Source organism: Pseudobutyrivibrio sp. (assembly GCF_015057185.1).
Classification (GTDB): Bacteria; Bacillota; Clostridia; order Lachnospirales; family Lachnospiraceae; genus Pseudobutyrivibrio.
Genome location: NZ_SVEV01000017.1, coordinates 1 through 12113, shown reverse-complemented (window position 1 = coordinate 12113; position 12113 = coordinate 1). Strand labels below are relative to the sequence as shown.

13 protein-coding genes are annotated in these 12113 nt (G+C 38.7%); 11 read left to right on the top strand and 2 right to left on the bottom strand.

All coding sequences use genetic code 11. The features are described 5' to 3' along the window. Nucleotides 1-116 precede the first annotated feature (116 nt). The 9 genes from E7276_RS08270 to E7276_RS08230 all read left to right on the top strand — a co-directional run bounded on the left by E7276_RS08270 (nt 117) and on the right by E7276_RS08230 (nt 7902). Nucleotides 117-1079 (top strand): ABC transporter permease, encoded by a 963-nt coding sequence (locus E7276_RS08270; protein WP_294216164.1) that lies wholly within the window; start codon nt 117-119, stop codon nt 1077-1079. A 24-nt stretch (nt 1080-1103) separates the two neighbouring features. Beyond that, nucleotides 1104-2012: an ABC transporter permease gene (locus E7276_RS08265; RefSeq protein WP_294216161.1), complete on the top strand. Its 909-nt coding sequence runs from the start codon at nt 1104-1106 to the stop codon at nt 2010-2012. A gap of 18 nt (nt 2013-2030) precedes the next feature. Continuing rightward, nucleotides 2031-3020 (top strand): ABC transporter ATP-binding protein, encoded by a 990-nt coding sequence (locus E7276_RS08260; protein ID WP_294216159.1) that lies wholly within the window; start codon nt 2031-2033, stop codon nt 3018-3020. Next, nucleotides 3020-3982, top strand: a complete 963-nt coding sequence (locus E7276_RS08255) for an ABC transporter ATP-binding protein (RefSeq protein ID WP_294216157.1) — start codon at nt 3020-3022, stop codon at nt 3980-3982. Before E7276_RS08260 ends, E7276_RS08255 begins: the two co-directional genes overlap by 1 nt. A 12-nt stretch (nt 3983-3994) precedes the next feature. Further along, complete coding sequence (locus tag E7276_RS08250) at nt 3995-4981, top strand: flavodoxin family protein (protein WP_330598956.1); 987 nt, start codon at nt 3995-3997, stop codon at nt 4979-4981. Between the two features lie 14 nt (nt 4982-4995). Next, a complete protein-coding gene (locus E7276_RS08245; RefSeq protein ID WP_294216155.1) occupies nt 4996-5235 on the top strand; it encodes a polya polymerase in 240 nt (79 codons plus the stop codon). A gap of 177 nt (nt 5236-5412) precedes the next feature. Continuing rightward, complete coding sequence (locus E7276_RS08240; protein ID WP_294216153.1) at nt 5413-5766, top strand: nuclear transport factor 2 family protein; 354 nt, start codon at nt 5413-5415, stop codon at nt 5764-5766. A 70-nt stretch (nt 5767-5836) separates the two neighbouring features. Further along, entirely contained in the window at nt 5837-6721 is an 885-nt protein-coding gene (locus tag E7276_RS08235; protein WP_294216150.1) for a DUF3737 family protein, read from the top strand. Nucleotides 6722-6735: 14 nt separating this feature from the next. Further along, the gene (locus E7276_RS08230) at nt 6736-7902 is read left to right on the top strand and encodes a MalY/PatB family protein (protein WP_294216147.1); all 1167 of its coding nucleotides are present in this window, start codon (nt 6736-6738) and stop codon (nt 7900-7902) included. A gap of 115 nt (nt 7903-8017) precedes the next feature. On the opposite strand, the gene E7276_RS08225 is transcribed toward E7276_RS08230, so the two are convergent. After that, nucleotides 8018-8353 (bottom strand): PqqD family protein, encoded by a 336-nt coding sequence (locus tag E7276_RS08225; protein ID WP_294216145.1) that lies wholly within the window; start codon nt 8351-8353, stop codon nt 8018-8020. Further along, nucleotides 8343-10223 carry an OPT family oligopeptide transporter gene (locus E7276_RS08220; protein WP_294216143.1) on the bottom strand — a complete coding sequence of 627 codons (1881 nt, stop codon included), beginning with the start codon at nt 10221-10223 and terminating at the stop codon, nt 8343-8345. The genes E7276_RS08225 and E7276_RS08220 overlap by 11 nt, the downstream gene beginning before the upstream one ends. 334 nt (nt 10224-10557) lie before the next feature. On the opposite strand from E7276_RS08220, the gene E7276_RS08215 reads away from it, so the two are divergent. Together E7276_RS08215 and E7276_RS08210 are read left to right on the top strand one after the other, a co-directional pair. Further along, nucleotides 10558-11430 carry a sugar phosphate isomerase/epimerase family protein gene (locus E7276_RS08215; protein WP_294216141.1) on the top strand — a complete coding sequence of 291 codons (873 nt, stop codon included), beginning with the start codon at nt 10558-10560 and terminating at the stop codon, nt 11428-11430. Nucleotides 11431-11440: 10 nt separating this feature from the next. Continuing rightward, complete coding sequence (locus E7276_RS08210) at nt 11441-11884, top strand: C-glycoside deglycosidase beta subunit domain-containing protein (RefSeq protein ID WP_294216138.1); 444 nt, start codon at nt 11441-11443, stop codon at nt 11882-11884. The last annotated feature ends 229 nt before the right edge of the window (nt 11885-12113 follow it).

The following is a 12113-nucleotide window of genomic DNA, read 5'->3' as shown; positions in this document are numbered from 1 at the left end:
ATAATTTCTTGCTGAGCAAGAAATTGTTTACCACGAACCGCCTTCCGAGCCTGCGAGGTCTTCGATAGGCGGTTCTTCCCGAAAGGGAAAAGATTATTAAATTATGGGAGAATGCGATGATTAAATATATTATCAAGAGAATTTTGTATCTCATTCCTATAATGCTTGGAGTGTCAGCAATTATTTTTGCACTAAAAACATTTACTCCTGGCGATCCAGCCAGAGTAATTCTAGGTAACGATGCTACTCAAGAACAGGTAGAGGCAAAACGTGAAGAATTAGGTCTTAATGATCCGGTTATTATTCAGTATGGAAACTATATAAAAGGTATTGTAACAAGAGGAGATTTTGGAGATTCCTATAGAACAGGAAATTCAGTATTATCAGAGATTCTTCCAAGACTAAAGACATCAGGTCTTATTACACTTGGAGCGGTGGCCATTGGTGCTATCATCGGTATTATTTTAGGTATTATATCTGCACTTCGAAAATACACATGGATTGACTCGTTAGTACTTGTCATTTCTATGTTTTTCCAATCAGTGCCAGAGTTCGTTGTTGGTTTGGTATTGATTTTTATATTTGCCGTAACTTATCACTTGCTTCCTTCAAACGGAATTGAGACAGCAGCAGGATATATTATGCCAATGCTTTGTATCGGACTTTCATCGGTAGCAAGCTACACACGTATCACTCGTTCATCAATGCTTGAGGTGCTTTCAGAGGATTACATCAGAACAGCTAGAGCAAAGGGACAGACAGAGCGAAACATCACAAAGCACCATGCCCTTAGAAATGCAATGATTCCAGTTGCTCAGTCAATAGGAACAAACCTTGGAAATTCCATTGGTGGTGCTATGGTTCTTGAAACAGTATTTGGTGTTCCTGGTGTTGGTAAGTACATTACGGATTCAATTACACAGCGTAATTACCCATCAGTTCTTGGTGGAGCCCTTATCATAGCTATCGTACTTACGGTAATCAATTTGCTAGTTGATATAAGCTTCATCATCATTGATCCAAGACTTAAAACTACCATTATTTCTGGTGGTAAAAAGAAAGTAAAAAAAGTAGCTTAATATTCATTGACGGAGGAGAAAGAAATGGCAAAAATGTACACTCCAGAGATGGAGAAAATAGCAAAGAAAAAGGCAAAGAGAAACAAACCTATTAAATCAACTCCAGCTTATGAAGCATGGAAAAGATTTAGAAGAAATAAAACAGCGATCATTGGTCTTATAGTTGTAGGCCTTCTTATCCTAGTAGCATTATTCGCTAATTTTATAGCACCATATGATTATCAGGCTCAGGACTACACAGCAATGATGCAAAAGCCAAGCAGTGCTCATTTATTTGGCACAGACCAGTTTGGCCGAGATATTTTTAGCCGATGTGTTTACGGCGCTAGATACTCACTATTTATTGCGTTGTTCTGTACAATCGCAGCACTTTTTTCCGGTGGTTTGCTTGGAATTATTGCAGGCTACTGTGGTGGAAAGGTAGATACAATAATCATGAGAATTATGGATATTTTCCAGTCTATTCCAATGATTATGATGGCAATGTGTATCGTTTCTGTATTAGGAAATGGTATTCCACAACTTGTTGCAGCAGTAATGTTTGCATCAATGCCTACAATGGCTAGAAACAACCGCGCGGCAATTCTTCGTGTTCGTGGCTGTGATTATATCGAATCTTCAGAGGCAATCGGTGTTGGCCAGATGAAAATGATTTTCAAACACATGATTCCAAATGCAGCAGGTGTAATGATTATCTATTTTGTAGGATTCCTTGCAGTATCAATCATGATGATGTCTTCAATGAGTTACATCGGAGTTGGTTTGGCTGCACCTACACCAGAGTGGGGACTTATCCTTAATGATGGCAAATCTTATCTCACAAGTAGTCCATACATGATGCTTTTCCCAGCTCTTATGATTATGATTACATGCTTCGCCTTCAACCTTTTAGGTGATGGCTTGCGTGACGCATTTGATCCTAAGTCGAAGTAAATGTTAGAGGAGTTAGAGATGGACGAAAATATTTTAGAGATAGAAGATTTGGTTGTTCACTACGAAACAGAAGATGAGGTAGTAGAGGCTGTAAATAATATAAAGCTTACCATGAAAAAAGGGGAAATCCTTGGACTTGTTGGGGAGACAGGTGCAGGTAAGACAACAACTGCTCTGGCAATCATGGGACTTCTTCCAGAGAGAGTTGGAGCTATCAAAAAAGGAAAAATAAAATTCCAGGGTGAAAACCTTTTAGAGAAATCAAAAAGAGAAATGAGGGCAGTAAGAGGTAAGAAAATCTCAATGATTTTCCAAGACCCAATGACAGCTCTTAATCCGGTTAAAACAGTAGGTGACCAGATAGCAGAGGTTATCTTGTTACATGACAAATGCTCTAAGGCAGAGGCATTAAAGCGCGCTCAGGATATGCTTGCTCTTGTAGGAATCGTTCCAGAAAGATATAAGGATTATCCTCATCAGTTCTCAGGCGGAATGAAGCAGCGTATCGTAATTGCCATAGCACTTGCCTGCGAGCCAGAGCTGCTTATAGCAGATGAGCCTACTACAGCACTTGACGTTACTATTCAGGCCCAGATTCTTGATATGATGCGTGCTCTTCAAAAAAAGCACAACACATCAACAATACTTATCACTCATGACCTTGGTGTTGTAGCAGAAATGTGTGACCACTGTGCAGTAATGTACGCTGGTGAAATTGTTGAATATGGAACTTTGGAGGAAATTTTTGATAATCCAAAGCATCCTTACACAAAGGCATTATACAAATCAATTCCTTCATTAGACAAAGAGGTGGAGCGTCTACATGTTATCCCAGGAATGGTTTGTGACCCATCAGATTTGCCAAGCCACTGTAGCTTCTATGACAGATGTGATGAAAAATGTGATGCATGCAAGCTTCACGACCCAACACCATATGAAATCTCAGATGGTCATGTGGTTAAATGCCTTAAATATCAGGCAAGAGAAAAAGTGGAGGAAGAAAAATAATGGCAGAGAATTTATTAGAGATTAAAAACCTGAAGAAATATTTTTCTACTCCTCGAGGAACCCTTCATGCAGTAGATAATGTATCTTTAAGTATTGAAAAAGGAAAAACAGTAGGTGTTGTTGGTGAGTCAGGTTGTGGTAAATCCACACTTGGAAAAACTCTCATGAGACTTCATGAGCCAACATCAGGAGAAGTATTATATAACGGCGTAGATATTGCAAATATGCCAATTAAAGAATTTAAGAAAAAATATCGTGCAAATATACAGATGATATTCCAGGATCCATATGCCAGCTTGGATCCAAGAATGAACGTTCTTCAGCTTGTTGAGGAACCTATTAAAACTAACAACAAGGGAATGTCAAAATCTGAGGTTACTGCAAAGGCCAAAGAGATGATGGAACTTGTTGGGCTTGCAAAGAGACTAGAGGGCGTTTACCCTCATGAACTTGACGGCGGACGTCGTCAGCGTATAGGCATTGCCAGAGCCCTATCACTTAACCCTGAGTTCATTGTTTGTGATGAGCCGGTATCCGCTCTTGATGTCTCTATTCAAGCACAGATTTTAAATCTACTTCAGGATTTACAGGAGGAAAGAGGCCTCACATACATGTTTATCACTCACGATATGTCAGTTGTTAAACATATCTCAGATGACATTGTAGTTATGTACTTAGGTCAGATGATTGAGAAATGTCCTGCGGATGAAATATTTAAACACACTATTCATCCATATTCACAGGCATTGCTTAGTGCTATACCTATTCCTGATGTACATGCAAAACATGAGAGAATGGTGTTAAAAGGAGAACTTACATCGCCAATCGATCCAAAGCCTTGCTGTCGATTCGCAGCTCGATGTCCTTATGCAACAGAAAAATGCTATGCAGAGGAACCAAAGCTTAGGGAAATGAAGCCAAATCACGTTGTGGCTTGTCACTATGCAGAACAATTTATATAGAAATGGAGAAAGATGATGAAAGTTTTAGGTATTTCTTTTGGTAGAAAGAATGGAAACTCAGATATATTAGTAAAAGAGGCTCTTTTTGGTGCAAAGTCCGCTAAGCCGGATGCAATAATCGAATTCGTAAATACGATAAACATGAACATAGGTAGATGCCGTGGCTGTGGTGCTTGCTCCACAGCTCTTGAGAAGGGAAAAGATAATGTATGTATTTTCCAAGATGATTTTCAAGCTCTTGAGGATAAAATTCGTGAGGCTGACGCAATTATTCTTGGTGCCCCAGTATACGCTCTTCAGCCAGTAGGTCAGCTAAAGGATTTTATTGACAGATTTTCATGCCGACATGATTATTCTGCAATTACTTATGTTCTCGATAAGAGAAGAAATGGTGAGCTCCCAGGAAATGCTGATGATTTTCCAATGGAGCGACTCAAGAAGAGAACTGTATCATATATTTCGATTGGTGGAGCTATCACAGACGATTGGACATCAATGGGTACAGCAACACTTCATATCTTTGGATTCCCTCCAATGATGAAGGTAATGGGCAATTACAATGCTAATTGCATGGGTACAACAGGAAATCCATACCTTGATGACAAGCTTATTGAGAATATGCACGAGATGGGTAAGAGAACAGTTCTTGGTCTTGAGGATGACTCAGTTGAGTTCTTCCGTCCAGAAGGAAAGCCTGAAGAGGTTTGTCCAGTATGTCATCAGAGACTTCTTATGGTTAACCCAGGTTCTACAACAGTAACATGCCCAATCTGTGGAATTCATGGTCAGCTTTCAATTGTTAATGATGGAATCCAGGTAGAGTTTACAAAAGAAGAGCAGGAGCGTGCGCGTGGTACATTCAAGGGGCTTAGAGAGCACACACTGGAAATTCAAGGATTTGGTGCAATTTGTGGTCCAAAGATTATGGCAAATAAGGAAAAGCTTGATAAGCTTATGAATGAAAGAATTAAGAATTTTGATTCTACAATCAATGCATAGTTTAGGAGGAAACCATGAGAGTAAAAGAAATACAAAACATTGATGGATTTTTTAAGGCGTTGGAAAAATGTACAGGTAGAGTAGAGCTTATCACTGATGAAAAGGATGTTCTTAACCTTGCATCAAAGCTTACACAATTCATTGCTCTCACAGGTATTTTTTCTAATCCAGAGATTACTGAGTATGAAATCGTGTGTTACAACATTGATGATTTTCAGTACATCAAAGAATATCTGGTACCAGTAGAGTCATAAAAAAAAGGGTGCAGCCATTAACTTGGCTGCACCTTGTGGATTTTAGAGGTTATTTTTATTTTAGTTCTTTTTAAAATTTTGCAACTTTGTGTGAAATATGTGAAAAAACTTTTTAGTTGTAAGACATAAGACAAATATCGGTTATAATAAAAATTAATATTATTAGGAGAAATTAAAATGACAAACAAAGAAGTTATTAGAAATTTTTATCAGGAATTTTTTAATGATCACATTATAAGTGCAGCAGAAAAATACGTTAGAGAAGATTATATCCAGCACAATCCTGGTGTTGGACAGGGGCGTCAAGCACTCATGGATGCATTTGAGGATAAATTCAAGGAAAATCCAGAGTTTCATCTTCAAATTAAATTTATGATTGAAGAGGATAATATGGTGGCAGTTTATCTGAAAAATACTGCTCCAAACGGTGATACTCGCTGTAGGGTAGTTGATATATATAGACTTGTAGATGGAAAACTTGCAGAGCATTGGGACGTCCTACAGCCAGTAGAGTCAGACTCTATGCCGTAAAATTTAATTTTACAAAATTAAATTTCGGTGATACAATAACGTCTGGATTTGATTATGGAGGTTATTTTAAATGAACGAGTATAGACAAGAATTTTTCAAAGGCGAGAGAGCACTATATGCAGTAGATGGTGCCAAAATATATGATTCTATTTTTGATGATGGAGAGTCACCATTAAAGGAGAGCAAGAACATTGAGGTTTATGGTTCTCAGTTCAAATGGAAGTATCCTATTTGGTATTCTAACAACGTCTTAGTAGAGAATTGTAACTGGTTCGAGATGGCACGTTCAGGCGTTTGGTACACTAACAATATCACTATCAGGGATTCTCTCATTACTGCCCCTAAGAATTTCAGACGTTGTGATGGAGTTACCCTTGAAAATGTTGACCTTACAAATGCAGAGGAGACCTTCTGGAATTGCAAAAACATCAATATCAAGCAGGTTACAGCAAAGGGACATTACTTTGCTATGAACTCGGAGAATATTGAGGTTGACGGTCTTAGATTAGATGGCAACTATTCTTTTGACGGAGCTAAGAATATCACAATTCGTAATTCCGTATTATTGTCAAAGGATGCTTTCTGGAATACAGAGAATGTTACAGTTTATGATTCATATATTTGTGGAGAGTACTTAGGCTGGAATTCTAAGAATGTCACATTTGTAAATTGTACAATTGAGAGCTTACAGGGACTTTGCTACATTGATAATCTTACAATGAAAAACTGCAAGCTTATCAATACAACCCTTTCATTTGAATATGCTAAAAACATTGACGCAGAGATTACAAGCAAGGTAGATAGTGTGTTCAATCCAATCAGTGGTACAATTTCAGCTCCTGAGATTGAGACACTAATTGTAGAAAAGGATATGGTAGATCCTAGCCTTACAAAGATTGTCTGCAAGGCAGTTGGAGAAAAGCAGGAAGTTGTAGAGTGGCGTAGAAATAACTAGTTTTGGAGAAAAAAATGGGAAAATACAATTTTGATGTAGATATTAATCGACGTGGTACTGATTCGTTAAAATGGGATGTGGCAGCAAATGAGCTTCCAATGTGGGTGGCTGATATGGATTTTCAGGCTGCCCCAGAGATTAGGGCTGCTATTGCAAAGAAATTAGAACACGGGGTTTTTGGTTATTCAGATATTGTGGATGACTGGTACAAGGCTTATCAGAATTGGTGGAAAACTCGCCATGGATTTGATATTCAAAAGGAGTGGCTTGTTTTTTCTACAGGTGTTATCCCATCTATTTCTTCTATAGTTAGAAAGCTTACAACTCCTAACGAAAAGGTAATTATACAGACACCTGTATATAATATATTCTTTAACAGCATTATCAATAATGGTTGCAGACCACTGGAGAGTCCGCTCAAATATGAGAATGGTGAGTACTCTATGGATTTAGAAGACCTAGAAGAGAAAATGTCTGACCCTCAGGCATCACTTATGATTCTCTGTAATCCGCAGAATCCTGCCGGAAATATATGGGACAGAGATACTCTTGAAAAGGTAGGTCAGCTGGCTGAGAAATACGGTGTTACAGTGGTATCTGATGAGATTCACTGCGACATAACAGCACCAGGCAAGGATTACGTTCCTTTTGCCAGTGTATCTGATACTTGTAAGGATATTAGTATTACATGTATTGCTCCTACAAAGGCATTCAACATTGCAGGCATGCAGACATCAGCAGTTGTTATTCCTAATAAATTCATTAGACATAAGGTCTGGAGAGCCCTTAATACTGATGAGGTAGCAGAGCCAAATGCATTTGCTCAGGTAGTCACTATTGCAGCCTTCAATGAGGGTGGACAGTGGCTTGATGAGATGCGTGAGTATGTATTTGCCAACAGACATAGAGTAGAGGAGTTTGTTGAAAAAGAGATTCCTGAGATTAAGGTAGTAAAGGCCGAGGCAACTTACCTTGTATGGTTAGACATAAGCGGTCTTGGCAAAACCAGTGATGAAGTAGCCCATTTCATTAGAAAAGAAACTGGCTTATATATCACTGAGGGTGTTGAATATGGTGAGGCAGGTAGATACTTCCTTCGTATGAATGTGGCTTGCACAAAAGCTACCCTAGAAGACGGCTTAAGTCGTCTAAGAGAAGGAGTCAATAAAATTCTTAGATAATATATAATTTAAGCAAAAAAATACCCCGTAGCTATCAAGCTCTGAGTGTTGTCGGCAGTGCACGTGTTAGTGCACTAAGACAATATCTCAGGCTTGAGAGCGTAACGGGGTATTTTTATACCTTACGTATAAATCCTACATTTTCGAGGTGCTTCATGTAAACGCTGAGGCGTTCGTAAAGTGGTTCGGCTTCGTCTCCGAATTTGTCATGGAGTAATAATCCGATGTCGTACACACTACGTTTTCCATCGATGCAGGTAAATATGAAGCTTCCCATGCCTTCAAGTTCTATATGGGAAACAGCAGGCTTCTTAAAGAATTTCTGAGCAATTCTATTTGTGAAACCTTTGTTTTCCATATCTACTGTGACCTGTCCGTTTTCGTCCTGTTTCCAAACAAGGTCATCATTTATTTTGAATACATAGTCTAAAAAGTTTTGATTATTTTTCATTTCCTTTGTCTACTGCTGCTTTAATTACAGCTGCTGCGATTAATACTAATACAATGATTACAGAAGTATTACCAGTAGGAACCTTTGAAGAAAGATCAATGTAGCCTGTAACACCTGTAACTGTAAAAATAGCAATGATAACACCAACTAAACCTTCACCAGCAATAAGACCTGAGCAGAAGAGAACACCCTGTCCTTCTTTTCCGTGGCGCTTTTTGCTGTAGCTGTCTGTGAACTTTCTGATAAGACCACCAATCATAATTGTTGATGAAAGCTCAAGTGGAAGGTATAAACCAATTGAAACAGGAAGGGCTGCAATACCAAGGATCTCAACAGCGATTGAAATAAATGCACCGATGAAAATTAAGTTCCATGGAAGGTTTCCATTCATAACACCTTCGATGATCATCTTCATCATTGTAGCCTGTGGAGCAGCAAGAGCTCCTGAACCAAAACTATATGCCTTATCAAGAAGAATCATAACACCGCCGATAGCAAGAGCTGCTGCGATAGTACCCATGATCTCACCAATCTGCTGCTTCTTAGGTGTAGCACCAAGAATGTAACCTGTCTTTAAATCCTGTGATGTATCACCAGCCATACAAGCTGCAATACAGATAACAGAACCGATTGCGATAGCACCCTTCATACCGTGAGCGCCTGTGTCGCCGAGAACCTTAAGGCAGATTGTTGCAATAAGGATTGTAGCAATTGTCATACCAGAAACTGGGTTGTTTGAGCTACCTACAAGACCAACCATACGTGAGCTTACGGCACTAAAGAAGAAACCGAAGATTACGATAAGGATTGCACCTGGAAGTGTAACAGGTACGAAAGGTACAAGCCAGATAGCAAGGATGAGTAAGGCAATACCAATAAGTACAACTCTGATGTCTAAGTCTAAAGCAGTACGCTCGAATGACTTTGCAGTCTTCTGAGAGATACTCTTGATTGAGTCTGTAAATGTTCTAACGATAAGTGGTAATGTCTTGATAAGACTGATGATACCAGCTGAAGCTACTGCACCAGCACCAATGTACTTGATGTAGTTTGACCAGATAGCACTAGCACCACCAGTTGCATATAACTCAGCAATAGAAACAGATGCTGGATATAATGTGATGTCGCTACCGAAAGTAACGATTGCTGGAATGAGTACAAACCAGCCAATAATACCACCGGCAAACATGTATGCTGAAATACGAGCGCCACAGATGTAACCTACTGAAACAAGTGAAGGATAAACCTGAGCAGAAAATGCTGTTTTAAATGAGTTGATTGTAAACACACAAGCGTCTGATACTAAGTGGAAGCCATCAACGATGAACTTAACAACGGCACCGATTCCCATTCCAAGGAATACTGACTTTGCAGATGAACCACCCTCTTCACCAGCAAGAAGAACCTCTGCACAAGCAGTTCCTTCTGGATAAGGAAGAGTACCATGCTCCTGTACGATAAGAGCGCTTCTAAGTGGTACCATAAAGAATACACCAAGAAGTCCTCCGAAAAGAGCGATTACAGTGATTGTGATAAGTGAAGGCATTTCCATAACGCCCTCTCTAGCCCAGATGAAAAGTGCAGGCATTGTAAAGATTGCACCTGCAGCAAGTGATTCACCAGCGGAACCAATTGTCTGAACCATGTTGCTTTCAAGGATTGAATCCTTTTTCATGATGATGCGGATAACTGCCATTGAAATAACAGCTGCTGGAATAGAAGCTGAAATTGTCATACCAACTTTAAGTCCAAGGTATGCGTTAGCAGCACCGAAGATTACTGCTAAGAGTAAACCAATAATAATAGAAGCTGGAGTAATCTCAGGAGTAACCTTATCCGCAGGGATGTAAGGTTTGAATTCTTCGTTCATTACATTTTCTCCTTTTCTAAATTACAGAATGAACCAATTATACCTTCACTTTAAAGTGTTTGCAATTTGATGTATTAACACATTAAAGCGTGAAAGTTAAATTTGCATTTAAAATGAACGAGGTCGCAATAATATTATCTAAATTGTTGCAAAACTTGGATTTAGATGTGAAAAATTGCAATAAAATGGCAGATTCATAGTAAATAGTTTAAAGCTTCATTCGGGTTTCTCCCATAGAATATCCCTAGACATCTTAGTAGAACAGCTCGCCGGTAAATAGCCGGCTGGAGTGATTAGAGAACATTAACACACTATAAGAAAAAGGAGAATTATTATGTATCAGTACAACAAGACGGGACCTAAGCGTGGTGTGGCTCTTTATAGTTACTCAGCCGAATTTGGTCTTACAAAAACACTTGAGGATTGCTTTGAGGATATTCATGACATGGGTGCTCATGGTATAGAAATCCTTGCTAACACTCACATCGAGAATTACCCTTATCCAACAGACGAATGGGTAGAAAATTGGTGGAGACTTTGCGATAAGTATGAAATCGTTCCATTAGAATATGGAAACTGGATAGACTCTCATGTGCTTGGTGATAGAGACCTGACAACGGAGGAGTCTGTGGAAATGTTAAAGCGAGATATTCGCCTTGCTCACAGACTTGGATTTACAGTTATGCGAACAAAAATGCCGGTTATTAATGACTTGCTTGAGCCTGTGACAAATTGGAGAGAGATTATCAAGGACGCACTTCCATTAGCAGAGGAGCTTGGCATCAAAATGTGCCCTGAGATTCATACTCCTTCTAATTTAAAAGGAAAGCTTGTTACAGATTTTGTAGATTTTATTAAGGAAACAGGCACAAAGAACTTTGGTTTAAATATAGATTTCTCTGTATTTAGAACTGGTTTCAAAGAGGGCGAGTGGAGAGATCCACTTTACACACCTAATGAGCCAGAGGATATTATTCCATTACTTCCTTATATTTATTGCTGCCATGCAAAATTCATCAATATGAGTGATGATTTTGAAGAGACAACAATTCCTTATCCAGAAATCATCAAGGTAATGCAGGATAATGGCTATGATGGATATTTGCTCAGTGAATATGAAGGTGCTGACAAATATGATGATGGCTATGAGGTTGGTCAGACACTTAGAAAACACCACATTATGTTGAAGAATCTTTTGGGCGATTAGGAGGTAGACAATGGAAAAGCAGGTTATTCAATCAGTAGGATTTAGAAATACAAAAGATGAAAATGGAAATATTACAGGATTTCAATTTAAAGTAAGACTTCCATATTATAGGGGAATTTTTCTTTCACAGATTCGTCCGGGAACTCTTTACATCGATGGAGAGAAAATTGAGAAGGATGATATAGTCTGGAACATCAAGGGTGAGGATTTCATAAATGAGGAAATGCGTACCGATTTCCAAACACATTGGGCAACAACCTGTCCAGCAGTTCTAAAGGTGAAAAAGCCAGGTGGACTTGCACAGGGTTATCATGACCTGAAGTATGGATTCTGCTTTACTTCAAGCTATATGCCACCAATTATTCAGGACGGTTTGGATCCTGATAAGGAGAGCATGGTATTCATGCCAGAGTTTGGACATCATGTTAATGAGAGACGATTATTAATAGTTTAACCTCTTGTGGGCTACTTAGGAAAATAATGTATAGAAGGATATGCCATGAAATATTACTATTTCATGGCATATTTTTCTATTATCAATTAAATTTTAATGATAATATTCCAATAGCCAAAGGCTAGGAGCATTCCTGTTAGGGTAAAAATATCAGGTTTGTAAAAAATGAGTGCCTCTCATAGAATAATGATTGTTAACTTGCCGGTTAATAAAAATCATTGTTCAAAGG